The following is an 18,947-nucleotide window of genomic DNA, read 5'->3' as shown; positions in this document are numbered from 1 at the left end:
TAGACTCGGTGCTCGTGGAATCAGCGTCGCCGCGGCCGGTATTGGTGGTCGATTTCGGTGCCCAGTACGCGCAGTTGATCGCTCGCCGGGTTCGGGAGGCGCGGGTTTTCTCCGAAGTCATCCCGTGTACCGCGACTATTGAGGAGATCAAGGCTCGTGACCCCCTGGCGCTCGTGCTGTCCGGAGGGCCGGCCAGTGTCTACGCTGACGGTGCTCCGCAACTTGATCCGACGCTGTTCGACCTCGGCGTGCCGGTGTTTGGCATCTGCTATGGGTTTCAGGCCATGGCGCAGGCGCTCGGGGGGACCGTCACCCACACCGGTACCAGTGAGTATGGCAGAACAGAACTGAAAATCGTTGGTGGAGAATTGCATTCAGGCCTGCCGGGTGTCCAGCCGGTCTGGATGAGCCATGGTGATGCGGTCACGGTCGCCCCGGACGGCTTCGATGTCGTCGCCAGTAGTCCGGGCGCCCCGGTAGCCGCTTTCGAGGATGCCGACCGGCGGCTGGCTGGTGTGCAGTATCACCCCGAGGTAATGCACACTCCGCACGGGCAACAGGTCCTCAGTCGGTTTCTGCACGACTTCGCCGGACTCGGCGCCCAATGGACGCCCGCGAACATCGCTAGTTCGCTGATTGCGCAGGTGCGTAACCAGGTCGGTGACGGCCACGCGATCTGCGGACTGTCCGGCGGTGTGGATTCGGCTGTGGCCGCGGCGTTAGTGCAGCGTGCGATCGGCGATCGGTTGACGTGTGTCTTCGTTGACCATGGGCTGTTACGCGCCGGCGAACGCGCGCAGGTGCAACGTGATTTCGTGGCCGCCACCGGAGCCAATCTGGTGACCGTCGACGCGGCGCAGACCTTCCTCGATGCGCTGGCGGGTGTTACTGCTCCCGAAGGCAAACGCAAGATCATCGGTCGGCAATTCATCCGGACATTCGAAGCCGCAGTGCGGGATATGTTGGGCGACAGCGCCTCTGGACCTCATATTGAGTTCCTGGTGCAAGGCACGCTATATCCGGATGTGGTGGAATCCGGTGGCGGCAGCGGTGCGGCGAACATCAAGAGTCACCATAATGTTGGTGGTCTGCCTGATGATCTTGAGTTCGCCTTGGTTGAACCACTGCAACTGTTGTTCAAAGACGAGGTGCGTGCGGTTGGGCGGGAGTTGGGTCTGCCGGAAGAGATCGTGGCGCGTCAGCCATTTCCGGGGCCGGGCTTAGGTATTCGGATCGTCGGCGAAGTCACCGCGAAGCGGCTGGACACGTTGCGGCGCGCCGACTCAATCGCGCGTGAGGAGCTAACTGCGGCGGGCCTGGACAACCAGATCTGGCAGTGTCCGGTCGTGTTGCTGGCCGACGTCCGCTCAGTTGGCGTGCAGGGCGATAACCGGACCTACGGGCACCCGATTGTGCTGCGTCCAGTGTCCAGTGAGGATGCTATGACCGCCGACTGGACCAGAGTGCCCTACGAGGTGCTGGAGCGTATCTCGACCCGCATCACCAACGAGGTGGCTGAGGTCAACCGCGTGGTGCTGGACGTCACCAGTAAGCCGCCCGGCACCATCGAATGGGAGTAGCCCAGGCTAGGAGCCGACCACCTCGCGCTTGCCGTACGCGATGGTGGCCGCATTCCAGGATCCGCCGGCCGCGTCGATCAGTCGGCGGGCTATACCGAGATCGTCACTGCCCGCGATCAAGATCAGGGTGTGATCAGTTGTGGTGACAGATCCTCCCGGTAATCGATTGTGAGCAGCTGCGTCGGCGGCGAGCGCATCGCCAAAGCGTGCGATGTCGATGCCGGGAACATCGATGGTGACGGCGTTGGCCTCGGGTGCATTCTGCGGCAGATAGCCGAAGGTTAGAACCGATTTTTGGTTGAACTGGCGGCGTAGTGCTTCAGCGAGCGCGTGCAATGTGGGCTGGTCGACACCACACAGATGAAATTCTCGTGAACGTTCATAGGTGTTCTGCTGCAGTTCTTTGGACCAAGACACTCCGTCGACCAGGGTCGATCCCGCAACTGCTGCACCGTGTCGCGCGATCGTTGTGGTGGCTTGCATCTCGAACAGCTGCAGCCCATCGTGTAATTGACTGCCTGCGATTGACCCGGGGTCGGTGATGGTGGCGGTGTTGTTGGTGGCGAACAACTCCGCATGAGGGCTCGATTGATCTCCCGGCTGGCAGGCCCCTACATCCCCCTTGGCCAGCGTGGTCGCCTCAATGCTGCCGCACCACGCCGCGAGCCACATCGATAGTGCCGCAGCGGCGGGAATAGCTCTATACAACCGCACAAGGCAGCGTCTCACGTTGCTTGACGAGCGTTGGGAAACGGGTGTTTACTCGAACATACATTCGAACGATTGCGGCGGTGCGGGAGACGGTGATGGCGGCTGCTCTTGACCTGCATGTGCGGCATGAAGATCGTGCTGAACAGTTGAAGCTGCTACGCCGGCAGATGGCCGCTATATCCGACAAGATGTCCGGCCAGGAAGGCATGGCCACCGAGGCAGATGACCTGTCGCCGGCAGCGCCGATGCGGTTGGCTCGGGGAACGGTGGCGGTGCTCTCGGGAGCTCGGTCCTTGCCGCTCAGCATGGTGGCCGAGGTGACGGCGGCGGGGGGCAACGCCGCTATTGTCGGCCACCCGGATATCGGTTTGCTAGCCGCGGTAGAGATGGGGGCGGATCTGAGCCGGCTCGCGGTGATACCGAATCCCGGGACCGATCCGGTGGAAGTGGCTGCGGTGCTCACCGATGGTATGGACCTGGTTGTGCTCGGTCTGGGTGGGCGTCGGGTGACGCGGACACGGGCGCGGGCAGTGGTAGCTCGCGCCCGGCATAGAGGGTGCACACTGCTGGTCACCGACGGTGACTGGGAAGGGGCGCCGACGCGGTTGGAGGCCCGAGTCTGTGGCTATGAGATCACGGCGGGCGGCCGCAGCGCGCCCACCCCCGGATTCGGGCGCATCAGTGCGGTGCGGCTGCAGATTAGTGAGGTGTGTGCGGCAGGGCGGAGGATCGGCTGGGTGCGGACCGGGTGAGTAACGGGGCCACGTCTCGGGTGCTGGCGATCTGGTGCATGGATTGGCCCGCGGTGGCAGCGGCTGCAGCCGCGGGCAAGCCCGTGACGACTCCGGTCGCGGTCACCCTGGCGAACCGAGTGATCGCCTGTTCGCCGACCGCGCGTGCGGCTGGAGTGCGGCGAGGGCTGCGGCGCCGGGAGGCAGCGGTCCGCTGCCCACAGTTGCACATCACCACCGCCGACGCAGACCGAGACGCCCGCTTCTTCGAAGAGGTGGTCATGGCGGTGGATAATCTGGTGCCCCACGCTGAGGTGCTGCGACCTGGCCTCTTGGTGTTGCCGGTGCGCGGGGCGGCCCGTTTTTTCGGATCCGAGCAGCAGGCGGCCGAGCAGTTGATTGACGCGGTAGCTGTGGCTGGCGCCGAGTGTCAGGTCGGGATCGCAGACCAGCTATCTACCGCGGTCTTTGCTGCGCGGGCGGGCCGCATCGTGGAGCCGGGACAGGGTGCGCAGTTTTTGTCGGTACTGTCAATCCGACAGCTTGCCGTCGAGCCGAGTCTGTCCGGCCGTGGGCGGGGTGAGTTGACAGAGCTGCTGTGGCGGATGGGGATTCGCACTCTCGGCCAGTTCGCCGCGTTGTCGCGCACCGATGTGACTTCCAGGTTTGGCGCCGATGCTGTGGCCGCGCACCGGTTCGCCTGTGGCGAACCGGAGCGGGCTCCATCCAGGCGCGAGGTGCCGCCAGAACTCGACGCCGTGTTGCACTGTGACCCCCCGATCGACCGGGTTGATGCTGGGGCATTCGCCGCGCGTTCGCTGGCCGGAGCCCTGCACCAAGCATTGATGGCCGTCGGAGTGGGATGTACTCGGTTGGCCATTCAGGCCGTCACAGCCAACGGCCAAGAGTTGAACAGGGTATGGCGATGCGCTGAGCCGTTGACGGAAGAGGCCACCGCCGATCGGGTGCGTTGGCAATTGGACGGGTGGTTGAGCAATCGGACCGTGCACAAAGATGCGTTTGCTCCTCAGCCCATTGATGCGGCAGTTACAGAACTGCGGCTGCAGGCGATAGAGGTCATCTCCGCCGAGGCGATGCAGTTGCCGCTATGGGGTGGACTCGGTGAGGGGGACAGGCTGCGGGCGCGTCGGGCGCTAGTGCGGGTTCAGGGGTTGCTCGGCCCAGAGGCGGTGCAGGTGCCCGTACTCAGCGGCGGTCGCGCACCGGATGAGCGCATCATGTTTGCTCCGCTGGGTGACGAACTGGCGCCGCAGGCCGACCCGAGTCAACCCTGGCCAGGCCAACTGCCCGAGCCGTCGCCGGTGGTGCTGCTTGATGATCCGGTGGAATTGCTTGATGCCCAAGGAAGGCCGGTACGGGTGACCAGCCGCGGTATGTTCTCCGCCGACCCTGCCCGGTTGACGGTGAACGATCGGGACAGCCGACTGCGCTGGTGGGCCGGACCATGGTTGGTAGACGAGCGGTGGTGGGCTCCGGACGGAGCGGCTGCCGATCACGTGGGCAGCTCTGCTCGGGCGCAGGTTCTGCTGGAAGATGAGCGTGCGCTGCTGCTTTGTTACCGCGAGCGTTGTTGGTACCTCGAGGGGCTCTACGAATAGTTGTGCGGCTACGTTGCGCCCAACCGTCGCGCGAACGGTCCGACCCGTTCGATGACCCGGTCGAAGAACACCACGGGGTCGACGCCAATGCCCACCCGCGCATTAGGTTCTCGGTTTCCAGACCAGTCGGCGACCGTCGTGCCGGGTATATCCGCTAGGTCGACGTCCACTGTCGCGACTCGCGTCGCTATTAGCTGCGGGTCCAGCGCAACCGCGGCGGCCAGCGGATCGTGCATATACGCCAGATACCCGTGACCGCGGTCGTGGTGGGACTCGAAATAGAACCGCAATGCGTCCCCGATCATCTTGATCAACGGATTGGGCGAGTCCACTGCGCCAGCGACGTACACCAGTCTGGTCAAGATGTCCGGTGTCATCGCGGCAACCCGTGTGAGGTCCAACCCGCACACAATCGGAAGACTCTGCTGCCCTTGGGCGCTGGCTGTCGCAGCCCAGCCTGCGAACACTTCGTTGGCCGCCTCTGGATCTACCCTAATGTTCCATTCAGCTGCTGACGTGTTGTTGCTCGAGCAGCTTGGGTTGTCAAACCTGCCGCCCATGATGATCAGTCGACGCAAGAGCGTCGGCAGTTCGGGTTCGGCGCGCAGCGCCAGAGCCAGGTTGGTTAGTGGGCCGGTGACCAGGCCAATCAGATCCCCGGGGCGGGCGTGTGCTGCGGCGACCCAAGCTGCCGCCGCGTCGTGGTTGGTCAGCTGCCGACCGGTGGGTGGTAGCTCGGCGTATCCTAAACCTTTGGGGCCGTGAACTTTTGAGTAACCAGTCCACGGGTCCTGCTTCTTCCGGCCTAGGGGTGCATCGGCTCCTTTGGATACGGGTATCTCCGGGGACCGGCACAATTCGAGCAAGCCCAAGTTATTCGCACACACCTGGTCAACCGCAGTATTTCCGCCGGTTGATGCGATGCCGACCAGCTCGGCGTCAGCACTGGCCAGCAGATACACCAACGCGATCGCGTCGTCGATACCGGTGTCAACGTCGGCGAAAACCGCTTTCATCGCCGTCACCATACGCCGTCGTGCGATTAGGCTATCGCGGTGCCCAAAACCCCTGAAACCCCCAAAATCCCGAAAGACGACCTAGCGCCCCATTTTGACGATATACAGACCCACTACGATCTGTCTGACGACTTCTTTCGTCTATTTCTTGACCCCACCCAAACCTACAGTTGCGCCTACTTCGAGCGTGACGATATGACGCTCGAAGAAGCGCAGATCGCCAAAATCGACCTTGCGCTGGACAAACTCGGCCTACAGCCGGGCATGACATTGCTCGATGTCGGCTGCGGCTGGGGCGCCACGATGATGCGTGCGGTGGAAAAGTACGACGTCAATGTCATCGGCCTTACGCTGAGCAAGAACCAGGCTCATCACGTCGAAGAACTGATCGCGAAGTCCGAAAGTGCCCGCTCCAGGCGGATTCTGCTGCAAGGCTGGGAACAGTTCGACGAGCCCGTCGACCGGATCGTCAGCATTGGCGCTTTCGAGCACTTCGGGCATGAGCGTTACGACGCATTCTTCTCCATGGCGCATCGCGTACTTCCTGATCCGCCCGATGACGGGGTCATGCTGCTGCACACCATCACTGGGCTGCATCCGAAGGAAATGGTTGAACGCGGCATGCCCATGTCGTTTACCTTCGCTCGATTCATCAAATTCATTGTCACCGAGATATTTCCGGGCGGGCGGCTGCCCGCGATTCCGATGGTGCATGACCATGCCTTGGCAAACGGTTTCACCGTGACCCGTGTGCAGTCGCTGCAGCCGCATTACGCCAGGACCTTGGACAGCTGGTCTGCGGCGCTCAAAGCACATAAAGACGAGGCCATCGCGCTACAATCCGAGGAAGTTTATGAGCGGTACATGAAGTATCTAACCGGTTGCGCCGAGATGTTTCGAGTGGGATACATCGATGTCAATCAATTCACTTGCGAGAAGTAGTTCACTGCCAATGCGCTCCGCGTATCGGTCGCATCAGCTTCTTGGCCGGCCCCGGAAATCATATCGAGTCTGAATAGCAAAGTTTCGAGCGGATGTTTCGGTCAGCAACGTATCTGCGCACGGCTCGCGCCAGCTCTAGCGTCGTTGCTCTGAAGCAAAGCTTTACGCGTTGCCGCTGAATCTGGGTAGCTGAGATGGAGCCGATACAGAAATCGCTGCGCCGCGCTAGATAATTGTGGGCCTCGGCGAGTGCGTGTTGGAGTTACAAATATATTAAATGCGACGCAATCTTGTCTTCGGGCTAGTGCTGGGGCGATTTGGTTGAGGTAAAGTACGCCCTCGTGCATGGCTGAGGCCGTATTCGGTGATGCTAGGTTCGGAGGTGTTGAGAGCTCTTCGGGTATTGGCCGGGATCTTCTGGATTGTGGCCGTTAATGGATTATGGGGGGGCTTTCGGCCCGGTCGGCAAAGCATGGTCTGGACGTCAGGATTCGGCCGTGGCTGGGCAGTTCAGAAGATTGTGAGTGCCTATTGCAGGGGTCGGCTTCGGCGGAAGGGATCGCCGCGAGCTAGTGCAAGAGTTGACGCATTACGGGTCGATGTCTAATCTAATTCCGTGACCAGCTCTCCTCGAATAGAAGCCGCCTAGCTGCGCGTGAGATTTGAAAGGGGATAGAGGGAAGAGTCCGCACTGTGGACTTCATGCCCGTTGCCGATAATGACGACACCCGAAAATTCAGATGATCCGCTGGTTGATAGTGATGAGTATGACAGGCTGCAGCATTTTGCTGCTGTCCCGAATCCGTCGTCTTCTGGTGGTTTAGAGGGTTCGCTGACTGGCGATGATGCGTATAGTAGGCTGCCGCCTTCTGCTGCTGTCCCGAATCCGTCGTCTTCTGGTGGTTTAGAGGATTCGCTGATTGACAATGATGCGTACAACAAGCCGCCGCCTTCTGCTGCTGTCCCGGGTCCGTCGTCTCCTGGTGGTTTAGAGGACTCGCTAACCGACAGTCACGAGTATGGCAAGCTGCAGCATTTTGATGCTGACCCGAACTCGCTGCCTTCTCGTGGTTTAGAGGATTCGCTGGCTGGTGACAATGCGTATAGTAAGCTGCAGCCTTCTGCTGCAGTCCCGGGGCCGTCGTCTCCTGGTGGTTTAGAGGATTCGCTGACTGACAATGATGCGTACAACAACCCTGAACCAGGCATGGGGCTTGACCCCTTGGGTTGGACACGGGATTTGTGGTTAGGCGGCTTGGGGCAGCGTAGCGGATAGGTGGGTCCTCTCGTAGGTGGCGGGGCTGAGCTGGTTGCAGTAGGAGTGGCGTCGTGTGGTGTTGTAGCGGGCCAGCCAGCGAAAGACCTCGCGTCGGCAGGTGGGGGCGTCGTCCCAGCTGTGTCGGTCTTGGAGGACCTCGCGTTTGAGGGCGGCGTTGACCGATTCAGCCAGGGCGTTGTCGGCGCTCGATCCGATAGCGCCCATGGACTGGGTGACCCCCAACCGGGTACACAGTTTCGCGAAATCCTGTGACGTGTACTGGCGTCCGTGGTCACTGTGGAATACCGCACCACCCAGACTGCCCCGTAGCGCCTCGGCGGCCTTGAGGGCATCTTCGACCAGTTCGGTGCGCATATGCTCTGCGATCGCCCACCCAGTGATCCGCCGAGACCAGCAGTCGATGACGGTGGCCAGATACAGGTTAGCGCCGCTAGCCAGCGGCAAGTACGTGATGTCCCCAACGTATCTCTTGTTGGATTCAGAAGCGGTGAAATCTCGTTTAAGCAGGTCAGGATATTTCTGTGTGGTTTTATCTGGTCTGGTTGTGCGGACACGGCGGCGGCACCGATACCCAGCGATCCCCGCTACGCGCATGACTCGGGCTACTCGCTTGTGGTTGACCCGCTCAGTATCAGCAACACCGTCGTTGAGTTCAGCGGTGATCCGCGGGCACCCATAGGTGTTGTCCTGATCATGTATTGCGCGAATACGCTCGGCCAACACCGCATCAGCAGCGGTTTGAGCTGCCCGCGTGGCTGCTGCCTGACACCAGGTGTAAAACGATGATCGAGCGATCTCGACGACCTGGCATAGCCGCTTCACCTCGAAGGCGTGTCGGTGATCGGCAACGAACTGAAAGCGACTCACCAGTTCGTCTCCCCAGCGAAATACTTGGCCGCCGACCGCAAAATGTCCCGCTCGGTGGCCAGCCGGGTCTTCTCGGCACGCAACGCCTGGTTCTCAGCATGGAGCCGTGCCACCGCTTGTTCGGGGGTCTCGCCACCCGGGGCCCCTACGGCAACCGAACCGGGTTTACGGTGCCGAATCGGCACACCGTGGGCCTTGCACCACGCCGATAACGTTGGGTCGCTCAAGCCAAGCTCAGCAGCGATCATGCTGATCGTCGCACCAGCGGTATCCCGATACAACGCAACCGCATCCCGCTTGAACTCATCAGGGTAACTTTTCCTTGCCATAGGGGTGGATCATCTCGCTTCCCCCAGGAACATCCTGGGATTCAGCGTGTCCAACCCAAGGGGTCAAGCCCCCATAATCACTAACGAGAACCCGAGTTACGGGTCAAATGTTGGCCCCGAACCGGGAATAGTCACTGAAGAGAACCCGAGTTACGGGTTGAATGTTGGTCCCGAACCACCGCATAGCTCAGGTGCTGTTCCGAATCCGTCGCCTCCTGGTGGTTTAGAGGATTCGCTGACTGACAATTATGCGTATAACAAGCCGCCTCCTGGTGCTGTTCCGGGGCCGTCGTCTCCTGGTGGTTTAGAGGATTCGCTGACTGACAATTATGCGTATAACAAGCCGCCTCCTGGTGCTGTTCCGGGGCCGTCGTCTCCTGGTGGTTTAGAGGATTCGCTGACTGACAATTATGCGTATAACAAGCCGCCTCCTGGTGCTGTTCCGGGGCCGTCGTCTCCTGGTGGTTTAGAGGATTCGCTGACTGACAATTATGCGTATAACAAGCCGCCTCCTGGTGCTGTTCCGAATCCGCCGCCTCCTGGTGGTTTAGAGGATTCGATGATTGAAAATAATGCGTACAATAATCCTCAGGGAACAGGAGCCGAACACAATCTCGGATCATCCTTGGATGAACCTATCTATGATCAGTTTCATTGGGCTTACGCGGATACCGAGGGGCAGAGCCAAGATGTTTCGGCTCCGCAAAGTCCCCGTTATGTAGATTCTGTTCCGCCTGATTTGCCGCCTAGAGGTACGCTAGATCGACCGTCGGCAGAACGCCTTGGCTTTTCAAAGGATCCCCTACCTGTCCTTGGCGGCAAGAAGCGGAGCGACTGGCGTCGCGGGGCTATCAAATTCAATAGATCGGAAAATTTAGGAAATAGCCCAACTTCAGTTGGACCGCGTGAACATTCACCATCTGGGATGAATGTTCATCGAGACGGTGATCCCCCCATGCCAGCTGCCTCTGGTGGGGGTTTGTTGGATTTTGGTAGTGAGCCAGGAGCAAATGGCGACAGCTTGGTCGAGTATAACCGTCCGCTTCTTCACAACATTGCACAGCGGTTGGACCAGAACGTGCAACGCCAGCAGCAAATTTTGGCTGAGCGCGACAACATAGATGCATCGTTCGCCAGTACGTCGCAGGGCCTAACAGAAGACGCGCGGCACGGCGAGGCTCAACACCAACGACAAAGGGCGGTGGAAATCCTCGAAGTTACCCAGCAAGCCGCCAACCAACTCAGACGTACCATCGATGAAAACGCCGTCATGGACGACGGTGTCGCCCGAGAATTTCCTCATTAGCCAAGTAAACACTCGCGACGACCGCGCCGGTCAGGCCCAGGCGATCGGCGTGCGGGCGACCCACCAAGAGCTTTGCTGGCTGAACTCAGGCAGAGCCCGGGTCATGTCGTCATGGTGGCGGCTCAAACCGGCAACCGTCAGCCTTCGGGTAATCCGGCGCTCAGCTGAAGTCGCGGAGGCCGTCCCAGGCCACCAGGTTCCAGCCGGTTGTCGGATTTCCGGTAATTACCACGCGGCCGACGTTCGGCAGTGGATGAGTAGTGAGCAGGGCGTTTCTGGTGTTTCTGACGTTCATCAGGGTCCAAACCATGATTGCGGTGCCCTGGGAGAACACGACCGGGTTGCTGTGGCCACTCTCGTAGATCTGCTGAACAGCACCGGTGAATTGGTCATTGAACTTTTTTCCCGAGATCGATCCTGGGATGGTGTTCTCCAGGTCGCCATTCAGCCAGTCAACCGGCGCAAGCATGTACGTCGAACTGGCCATCGCTTCAGGTTTGCCGTTGAACCACCCGGCATTGATGGAGTCTAGGCCCGGGAGGATCTCGATTTGTTTGCCGAGTTCGCCGGCCAGCGGCTGGGCGGTCTGCTGGGTAGCGGCCATGCTTGCGGCGTAGATGCTATCGAAGTCGGTGTGGCCGCGCACGAGTTGCCGCGCCTGGCCTTTGCCCTCGGCGGTGAGGTCGGGACCGGGAACCAAAGTGTTGATCACCCCGTCCGCATTGGCCTGCGATTGTGCGTTCCGGATAAACGTCAAGGTGATGTTGCGCGCCTGAGGTGTCCCTCCGCAGGCGCTGACGACTAGCGTCGCGGCAAGCGCCGCTAGAACCTTGTGGGCCTTCCAAATGATGATGCGCTTGGGCATGGCGATAGCCTGCCCTGCCGATGGCGTCGGTGTGAAGGGTTTGCGATGGTTGGGTTGCCCGAAAGGCTCAAATTTGGAATCGAGAGGAGACTCGCATGGCGATTGACCCGAGTGCTATCGGCGAGGTAACCGAACCCAAGCTCTTCGAATGGACAGACCGGGACACCCTGCTCTACGCGCTCGGTGTCGGCGCTGGTATCGACGATTTGTCCTTCACCACCGAGAATAGCCATGCCGTCCCTCAGCAGGTGCTGCCGACCTACGCAGTGATCTGTTGTCCGGCATTTGGGGCGGCGGCGAAAGTCGGAACATTCAATTGGGCCGCACTGCTCCACGGATCGCAGGCCATCCGGCTGCACGCGCCGCTGCCGGCCGCAGGAAAGCTATCTGTGGTTTCCGAAGTTGCCGACATTCAGGACAAAGGTGAGGGCAAGAACGCGATCATCATGCTGCTCAGCCGTGGCTCCGACCCGGAATCTGGGACGTTGGTTGCCGAGACACGTACCACTCTGGTCGTCCGTGGCGAGGGTGGATTCGGGGGAGTGCCGGGCGAGCGGCCGGCCGCGCCGGAATTTCCGGACCGCGATCCCGATAGCCGAATCGGCTTGCCCACTCGCGAGGATCAAGCGCTGATCTATCGGTTGTCCGGCGATCGCAATCCGTTGCATAGCGATCCTTGGTTTGCCAAGGAATTGGCTGGGTTCCCTAAGCCGATCTTGCACGGGTTGTGTACCTATGGCGTGTCGGGTCGCGCGTTGGTCGCGGAACTCGGTGGCGGAGTCGCCGCGCACATCACCTCGATTGCCGCGCGGTTCACTTCTCCGGTGTTTCCGGGTGAGACGCTAACCACCGCGATCTGGCGAACTGGACCGGGCCGGGCCGTATTCCGCACCGAGGCCGCGGCGCCAGACGGCACCGGTGCGCGGGTGGTGCTCGATGACGGTGCGGTTGAATACGCGGTGGCATAGGCCCAAGTTGACGGCCCGCAGCCGCCGAACCAGCTAGCCGCTGTCTGGTATCTTCCGGTCGCTGCTGAGTTGACGGGCCAGCCTCTCGGTAAACTCGCTGACCCGTGCCGGACTATCCAGGGCGAACAGGGCGGCGGTGGCCCGGTCGCCGTCGTCGGTATGTCGCACCACGATCGGAACGCCGTCGTGGCGAACGGCGTCGAAGGCATCCTCGTCGGTGATGTCGTCGCCGAGATAGACCGGAATCAGGGAACCTGATTGGGCTGCAGGGTCACCTGGGGTGTCGGAATGAGACAGGCGATCGATCACCCAGCGCAGTGTTTTCCCCTTGTCCCAGTCAATGTCTGGCCTCAGTTCGATGACTTCGCGGCCCGTCGTCACTCGAAGGGCATGGTGCTGTCCCGCAGCACGAACCGACGCGGCCACCTCGCCGACTCGGTTGCGTGCCGCGTTGCGATAATGCACGGCGACACCAAATCGCTTGTGTTCCACGGCAACGCCGGGAATCGATCCGAGTTGGTTGCGCAGTTCCGCGGCTGACTGCGCCAACACCGGTATGGTCGCCGCCGCGGCTTCGTTCTGGTGATGTGTTCCGTCAGGCGCGGTCAGCTCAAATCCATGGCTGCCGGCGTACCAGATACCGGGCAAGCCGACGCGCCCGGAAACGTCGGCGAGGTCGCGGCCGCTGAGCACCGCGACCGGACAAAACGTAGCCAATTGCATCAGTGCCTCGGTCGCACCCGCCGCGGGCCTAGCGGAGTCCGGATCGTCGACGATGTCTGACAGGGTCCCGTCGAAGTCGTAGAACACTGCGGGTTGCCGGGCGGCGAAGCGGTCGGCCAGGTTCAGCGCCTGCAGTGCATCGGGGAGCGCGGACATCCGCCGGTCTCCGGTTCGTACGGTCACCTCATTGAGGTTGCCTATGACCACGTCGGCGCCGCAGCGGCGTAGCGCATCGCTGTGCCCGTTCTGGTCGACTCCGATGACCAGCGCGAATCCACCCTCGCGCGCGGCTTTGACGCCTGCAGGGTCGCCGGTGGTAACGACGCACCGTCCCGGTCGCGCGTCCAGACGACCGGCTGCCGCGATGAGCAGTTCGTGCTGTTCCGCGGCGAGACCGTCGACCTGTACGGGGAGAAGATCGTCGATCCTGATCTCGTTCAGCCTGTCTTGGTGGTTGTCGTTCGACGAAAAGACGGCAGTGCCGACGCCGACCTGCTGCAGCTGATGGACAAGCGAGGACGTGAAAACGGTGTTGGTCGTTAGTGTGTCCAGTTCGAAGAGCACCGCATCATGGCGGCGTGGGTCGATGGTGGCCGGCATTGACCCACCTTCTCACGGTGGTCAATGGGCCTGGCTTGGGTCAGTTTCGCGCTCTGGCGGACGGCGCCGAACCCCGTGCTCGTTGCGCATTGCTGGGGAGGCCCTGAGACGGATGTTTGCTTCGGCGGTCTTTGGTGAACAGCAGGACAGAGTCCTGGCTCAGTGCTGTGAGCCGAGCCATCCCGAGTTCGATGGCGGCCGCCAAGTCCAGTATGTCGGCTTCCGAATTGTGGTCGGCGGTAATGCCGAACACCAGCTCATTGCCGTAGCTGAGCACTGCGACGCCGGTGCTCAGCTGGGCGGAGGTCGGCGGGATCGGCAGGATGCGTTCCATCCTTTGTCCCATCAACCGCAGCTGGCGGCGCGGTCCGGGCACGTCGGTGGCCAGCGTCACGATGTTACGTTGCGGGGTACCGGCTAGAGCCTGAATTACCTTGGTGTACCGCATGAAAGGTATGTGAGTGGTTGTCTGGTCCACAATGTCGCCGGCGTGGCGGCAGTCACTGCGGGTGGTTTGGTTCAACCGGTTGTGTACGGTTTGCAGCCGCTGAATAGGGTCGTCATGTTCGACGGGCAGATACGGCAATATTGCCGCGACGCGATTGCCGGGTCGCTCTAGGGTGGGCAGTGAGTCCGCGCGCGGCTGCTCGCCGCGGCGCAGCAGAAGCATTCGGAAGCCTTCGGTAATGGCCGCTAGTGAAACGTCGTTGGCGGTCACCGCGAACTTTTGGCACACGCTGTCGACAGCGGCGCGGGGAACTCGCACCATGGTGTAGCGCCGCATGGTGGTCGGTGTTGTCCACGCCGCGGGCCAGACCGCCTCCACGGCGGCTTCTGCCGCGCCAGTGACGACGCGCGCGGCGGCTTTGACGATGTTGATGGCGGCCGCGGGAGCTTGCCGGAGCACGTTAGGCCAGCCGTTGAGGTCGGCGCGAGGGGATGAAAGTTGCGTGACGGCGTGGTGGCTGGCGAAGGTGTACTCGTCAGCGTCATCGCTGAGCCTAGCGAGAATATGGGCCGGCGAGATGCTGGTTGCCATGCAGTGGTGGATCTTCACCAGGATCGCCCACCGATGACCTTTGATGCCCTCGATAATCCAGCATTCCCACGGTGGACGGTCTAGGTCGAGGGGACTCTCCAGGGCATGGGCGATGGTGCGGAATAGGTCGGCTTTATCGCCTGGACTGGGCAGGGCCACCCGTCGTAGGTGTTGGGTGAGGTCGAATCCCGGATAGTCGATCCACTCCGTCCGCAGCACCTGCTTGCACTGCGGTATTGATTGGATTCGTTCAGCCAGCAGGCTTTCAATACGCGTGAAGTCGGGGGTCTTGCCGTGCACGATGGCGACCGCGCCCACCGCGAGGTCCGCGTGCTGGCTTGCATCCTGCACGTTGCGCAAACCCGCATCCAGCGTCGTCAGTTGTGTCATCATTCAAGCCCCGCCATCCATGGTCCGTCTGGTTCAAGTGTCCGCGCAGCTCCCGCATAGCGGTAGGCATGTGAAGTTAAGAACGTGTGTTGCAGTTGAAGATGTGTTTAACAACCCCTGATTGTTCGAACGTTTGTTCGATATACTGTAGCTGTGGGCTGGAACAATGGGCCGCCGAGCTGGGCGGAAATGGAGCGGGTCCTGGATGGCAAACCGCGCCATAGTGGCGCGCCGGTGGCGGCTGGGTCGGCGGCCGGTGCTGAGGAGGATGGTCCCTCGTCGCGCAAGCGAGCGACATATCGGCCGCCGAACTCGGCTCCGGGCAGGGGTCGGATGTTCCGCTCCTCTGTCGCCTACGCGGAGTTGCACGCACATTCGGCGTACAGCTTTCTTGACGGTGCCAGCACGCCCGAGGAGCTGGTTGAGGAGGCCGCCCGGCTGGATCTGCGTGCCCTCGCGCTGACTGACCACAACGGTCTATACGGAGCGGTGCGGTTTGCTGACGCGGCCGCAGAACTCGACATGTGCACTGTGTTTGGCGCTGAGCTGTCGATGGGCTCCGAGGCTCGCACCGAGCAGCCGGATCCGCCGGGTCCACACTTGCTGGTGTTGGCTCGCGGCCCGGAAGGGTACCGACGGTTGTCGCGGCAGCTGGCGGCTGCGCATCTTGCCGGCAGTGCGAAGGGCAAGCCGCGCTACGACTTCGACATGTTGGCTGAGGCGGCCGGCGGACACTGGCACATTCTGACGGGTTGTCGTAAAGGAACAGTGCGTCAGGCGCTTTCCGACGGAGGGCCGGATGCGGCGAAACGCGCGTTGGCCGATCTAGTGGATCGGTTCACTGCTGACCGGGTCAGCATCGAGTTGACCCATCATGGTGACCCGCTCGACGATGAACGCAACGCGATGCTGGCCGGGCTGGCGCCGCGCTTTGGTGTCGGAGTGGTCGCCACTACCGGAGCGCATTTCGCGCACCCGTCGCGCGGCCGGCTGGCCATGGCTATGGGTGCAATCCGGGCCCGGCAATCCCTGGACTCTGCTGCCGGGTGGCTGGCTGCGCGAGGCGGCTCGCACCTAAGGTCTGGCGCGGAGATGGCCCGGTTGTTCGCGCAGCGACCTGAGGTGGTCACAGCCGCCGCGGAGCTCGGCGAGCAGTGCGGGTTCAGGCTGGCGCTCATCGCGCCTCAGCTGCCGCTGTTTGCTGTACCCGGCGAGCATGACGAGGACAGCTGGTTGCGGTGTTTGGTCATGGCGGGAGCGCGCAAGCGCTACGGACCGCCGGAGCGGTCGTTGAGTACCCGACAGGCGTACCGTCAGATTGAGCATGAGTTGAATATTATTGCGCAACTGAAATTTCCAGGATATTTCCTGGTGGTGCACGACATCACCCAGTTTTGCCGGGCCAACGACATCTTGTGTCAGGGAAGAGGGTCGGCCGCCAATTCCGCGGTCTGCTATGCCTTGGGCGTTACCGCTGTCGACCCGATAGCCAATGAGCTGTTATTCGAACGCTTTCTATCGCCAGCCCGCGATGGTCCACCTGATATCGACATCGATATCGAGTCGGATCGGCGTGAAGAGGTTATTCAGTACGTCTATGACAAATATGGCCGTGACTATGCGGCTCAGGTTGCCAATGTCATCACATATCGGCACCGCAGTGCGATACGCGATATGGCGCGTGCGCTGGGCTTCTCGCAGGGGCAGCAGGATGCGTGGAGTAAACAGATTAGCCACTGGACGGGGCAAGGCTCGGGCGTGAAAAGCCTGGACGACGTTCCCGATCAGGTAGTTGACTTGGCGGCCCAAATTCAGAATCTGCCCCGGCATATGGGTATTCATTCTGGTGGCATGGTGATTTGCGACCGCCCGATTGCCGATGTATGCCCGGTGGAGTGGGCGCGTATGGAGAATCGCAGCGTGCTGCAGTGGGACAAAGACGACTGTGCAGCAATCGGATTAGTAAAGTTCGATTTGCTCGGATTGGGCATGCTTTCGGCGCTGCACTACGCGAAAGACCTGGTGGCCGAACACAAAGGGATTGAGGTCGACCTGGCCAGGCTCGACCTGAGTGAACCGGCTGTGTATGAGATGCTGGCCCGTGCCGATTCCATCGGAGTTTTCCAGGTGGAGTCGCGGGCGCAGATGGCAACTTTGCCGAGACTCAAGCCGCGGGTGTTCTACGACCTGGTGGTGGAGGTTGCGTTGATCCGGCCCGGGCCTATCCAGGGCGGGTCGGTGCATCCCTACATCCGGCGGCGCAACGGCATCGACCCCGTCGTGTACGACCATCCGTCCATGGCATCGGCATTACGCAAGACACTGGGAGTGCCTCTTTTTCAAGAACAACTGATGCAGCTCGCCGTCGACTGCGCGGGTTTCTCTGCCGCCGAGGCTGACCAGCTTCGGCGCGCCATGGGATCCAAGCGCTCGACTGAGCGGATGCGACGGCTGCGCGGTCGTTTCTACGATGGCATGCGGACGTTGCACGGCGCTACTGACGAAGTGATCGACCGGATCTACGAAAAGCTGGAAGCGTTCGCCAATTTCGGTTTCCCAGAAAGTCACGCCCTCAGCTTCGCGTCGCTGGTGTTCTACTCGTCGTGGTTCAAGCTGCACCACCCCGCGGCGTTCTGCGCTGCTTTGCTGCGTGCACAGCCGATGGGCTTTTATTCACCGCAGTCGTTGGTGGCTGATGCGCGCAGGCATGGGGTGGTAGTGCGCGGGCCTGATGTTAACGCCAGCCTGGTGCACGCCGATTTAGAAGATGCGGGGAACGCGGTGCGGCTCGGTCTGGGCTCTGTCCGCCATATCGGCAACGAAATCGCCGAGAAAATGGTCACGGAGCGAAGCGACAACGGCCCGTTCACCGCTCTGCTGGACTTGACTTCGCGGTTGCAGCTAAGCGTCCCGCAGACCGAGGCGTTGGCAACGGCCGGAGCGTTTGGCTGCTTCGGAATGTCTCGCCGCACGGCGCTGTGGGCGGCGGGAGCCGCGGCCACTCAGCGACCTGATCGGCTACCCGGCGTGGGCTCGTCGTCGCGCATCCCGGCGTTGCCGGGAATGAGCGAGCTGGAGTTAGCCGCCGCCGACGTGTGGGCTACCGGCATCTCCCCGGACAGCTATCCGACGCAGTTCCTGCGGGCGGATCTGGACGCGATGGGCGTGTTGCCTGCCGACGCACTGCTCTCGGTACCCGACGGAGACCGCGTGTTGGTTGCCGGTGCGGTGACTCATCGGCAGCGCCCGGCGACGGCTCAAGGTGTAACGTTCATCAACCTCGAGGACGAGACCGGCATGGTCAACGTACTCTGCACGCCGGGGGTGTGGGCGCGTTACCGCAAACTAGCCCACACCGCGCCGGCTTTGCTGATCCGCGGGCAGGTCCAAAATGCCAGCGGCGCGGTCACCGTGGTGGCCGAGCGGTTGGGTCATATCACCCTGGCAGCCGGATCCAAGTCCCGCGACTTCCGTTAGGGTGCGTCGACAGGGGCAACGAGCGAAGCGACACGCCGAGACCGCTTCGTGGAGTTACCTTTCAGCCCGCCCGCTAGGCCGTCGGTGTGGTCCATACCCGGGTCGGAGTGATCTTCAGCCGAGTGCTGTACGCGGCGATTGTTTCGGTCAGGCCGAAATCCACGGCTTCATCGTGGTACTTGGCCCAGTATGGCTCGTCTTCCCGGCAGTCGACATCGGTGGCCACCACTGCAGCGGTTCCGCCCACGACGACGATGCCCCCGCTGTCGCCGTCGGAGTCAAGGTTCAGGCTGACCTGCGGGTGTGCCTTGATATGGGCAACCTTGGCCGCCTGCGGTTTGGAATACACGGTCAAATCGGTCCCGTCGAAATAGAACCACACCAGCCGCGGAACCGGTTGACCCGATTTTGCGACGGTGGTCAACCACCCGTAGTGGTCGGATCCAAGCCTGCTGGAAATCTCTTGTGTCAGTTCGAAGCTCATGATGCTGAATATAGGCCGCAG

15 protein-coding genes are annotated in these 18,947 nt (G+C 61.7%); 8 read left to right on the top strand and 7 right to left on the bottom strand.

What is annotated here, in order from left to right:
* Positions 1 to 14 precede the first annotated feature (14 nt).
* Positions 15 to 1,580 carry a glutamine-hydrolyzing GMP synthase gene (guaA, locus tag ACO07W_RS06780; protein WP_421841842.1) on the top strand — a complete coding sequence of 522 codons (1,566 nt, stop codon included), beginning with the start codon at positions 15 to 17 and terminating at the stop codon, positions 1,578 to 1,580.
* Between the two features lie 6 nt (positions 1,581 to 1,586).
* On the opposite strand, the gene ACO07W_RS06775 is transcribed toward guaA, so the two are convergent.
* Positions 1,587 to 2,309 carry a hypothetical protein gene (locus ACO07W_RS06775; RefSeq protein ID WP_421841840.1) on the bottom strand — a complete coding sequence of 241 codons (723 nt, stop codon included), beginning with the start codon at positions 2,307 to 2,309 and terminating at the stop codon, positions 1,587 to 1,589.
* A gap of 77 nt (positions 2,310 to 2,386) precedes the next feature.
* Here ACO07W_RS06775 and ACO07W_RS06770 point away from each other — a divergent pair, with 77 nt between their 5' ends.
* Positions 2,387 to 3,043 carry a hypothetical protein gene (locus ACO07W_RS06770; RefSeq protein ID WP_421845844.1) on the top strand — a complete coding sequence of 219 codons (657 nt, stop codon included), beginning with the start codon at positions 2,387 to 2,389 and terminating at the stop codon, positions 3,041 to 3,043.
* Positions 3,044 to 3,081: 38 nt separating this feature from the next.
* Positions 3,082 to 4,641 (top strand): DNA polymerase Y family protein, encoded by a 1,560-nt coding sequence (locus ACO07W_RS06765; RefSeq protein ID WP_421845843.1) that lies wholly within the window; start codon positions 3,082 to 3,084, stop codon positions 4,639 to 4,641.
* Between the two features lie 8 nt (positions 4,642 to 4,649).
* Here ACO07W_RS06765 and ACO07W_RS06760 read toward each other — a convergent pair whose 3' ends face one another.
* Complete coding sequence (locus ACO07W_RS06760; protein ID WP_421841836.1) at positions 4,650 to 5,657, bottom strand: nucleoside hydrolase; 1,008 nt, start codon at positions 5,655 to 5,657, stop codon at positions 4,650 to 4,652.
* 66 nt (positions 5,658 to 5,723) lie between these two features.
* Between ACO07W_RS06760 and cmaA1 the strand changes: the two genes are divergently transcribed.
* The gene (gene cmaA1 / locus ACO07W_RS06755; protein WP_421845842.1) at positions 5,724 to 6,599 is read left to right on the top strand and encodes a cyclopropane mycolic acid synthase CmaA1; all 876 of its coding nucleotides are present in this window, start codon (positions 5,724 to 5,726) and stop codon (positions 6,597 to 6,599) included.
* Between the two features lie 718 nt (positions 6,600 to 7,317).
* Positions 7,318 to 7,875, top strand: coding sequence for a hypothetical protein (locus tag ACO07W_RS06750; RefSeq protein WP_421841834.1), 558 nt, complete (start codon positions 7,318 to 7,320; stop codon positions 7,873 to 7,875).
* On the opposite strand, the gene ACO07W_RS06745 is transcribed toward ACO07W_RS06750, so the two are convergent.
* A protein-coding gene (locus ACO07W_RS06745) for an IS3 family transposase (RefSeq protein ID WP_421840068.1) occupies positions 7,846 to 9,074 on the bottom strand; the annotation gives its coding sequence in 2 pieces (ribosomal slippage) (positions 7,846 to 8,759 and positions 8,759 to 9,074; 1,230 coding nt in all). The two genes, ACO07W_RS06750 and ACO07W_RS06745, sit on opposite strands and share 30 nt — an antisense overlap.
* A gap of 559 nt (positions 9,075 to 9,633) precedes the next feature.
* Here ACO07W_RS06745 and ACO07W_RS06740 point away from each other — a divergent pair.
* Positions 9,634 to 10,380 carry a hypothetical protein gene (locus tag ACO07W_RS06740; RefSeq protein WP_421841832.1) on the top strand — a complete coding sequence of 249 codons (747 nt, stop codon included), beginning with the start codon at positions 9,634 to 9,636 and terminating at the stop codon, positions 10,378 to 10,380.
* A 160-nt stretch (positions 10,381 to 10,540) separates the two neighbouring features.
* On the opposite strand, the gene ACO07W_RS06735 is transcribed toward ACO07W_RS06740, so the two are convergent.
* A complete protein-coding gene (locus tag ACO07W_RS06735) occupies positions 10,541 to 11,245 on the bottom strand; it encodes a histidine phosphatase family protein (RefSeq protein ID WP_421841830.1) in 705 nt (234 codons plus the stop codon).
* Between the two features lie 95 nt (positions 11,246 to 11,340).
* Here ACO07W_RS06735 and ACO07W_RS06730 point away from each other — a divergent pair, with 95 nt between their 5' ends.
* Positions 11,341 to 12,213 carry a MaoC/PaaZ C-terminal domain-containing protein gene (locus ACO07W_RS06730; protein ID WP_421841828.1) on the top strand — a complete coding sequence of 291 codons (873 nt, stop codon included), beginning with the start codon at positions 11,341 to 11,343 and terminating at the stop codon, positions 12,211 to 12,213.
* Positions 12,214 to 12,246: 33 nt separating this feature from the next.
* On the opposite strand, the gene otsB is transcribed toward ACO07W_RS06730, so the two are convergent.
* Positions 12,247 to 13,536 carry a trehalose-phosphatase gene (otsB, locus tag ACO07W_RS06725; protein WP_421841826.1) on the bottom strand — a complete coding sequence of 430 codons (1,290 nt, stop codon included), beginning with the start codon at positions 13,534 to 13,536 and terminating at the stop codon, positions 12,247 to 12,249.
* A 40-nt stretch (positions 13,537 to 13,576) separates the two neighbouring features.
* Positions 13,577 to 14,965: a wax ester/triacylglycerol synthase family O-acyltransferase gene (locus ACO07W_RS06720; RefSeq protein ID WP_421841824.1), complete on the bottom strand. Its 1,389-nt coding sequence runs from the start codon at positions 14,963 to 14,965 to the stop codon at positions 13,577 to 13,579.
* A gap of 153 nt (positions 14,966 to 15,118) precedes the next feature.
* Between ACO07W_RS06720 and ACO07W_RS06715 the strand changes: the two genes are divergently transcribed.
* On the top strand, positions 15,119 to 18,442 hold the full coding sequence (locus ACO07W_RS06715) for an error-prone DNA polymerase (RefSeq protein WP_421841822.1): 3,324 nt from the start codon (positions 15,119 to 15,121) through the stop codon (positions 18,440 to 18,442).
* A gap of 73 nt (positions 18,443 to 18,515) precedes the next feature.
* Here the strand turns inward: ACO07W_RS06715 and ACO07W_RS06710 are convergent, their stop codons facing one another.
* Positions 18,516 to 18,926, bottom strand: coding sequence for a TIGR03667 family PPOX class F420-dependent oxidoreductase (locus ACO07W_RS06710; RefSeq protein ID WP_421841820.1), 411 nt, complete (start codon positions 18,924 to 18,926; stop codon positions 18,516 to 18,518).
* Positions 18,927 to 18,947: the final 21 nt, after the last annotated feature.

This window comes from Mycobacterium sp., assembly GCF_965230835.1.
GTDB lineage: Bacteria > Actinomycetota > Actinomycetes > Mycobacteriales > Mycobacteriaceae > Mycobacterium.
The sequence above is the reverse complement of the archived record's forward strand: the minus strand, read 5'-3'. Positions and strand labels throughout refer to the sequence as shown.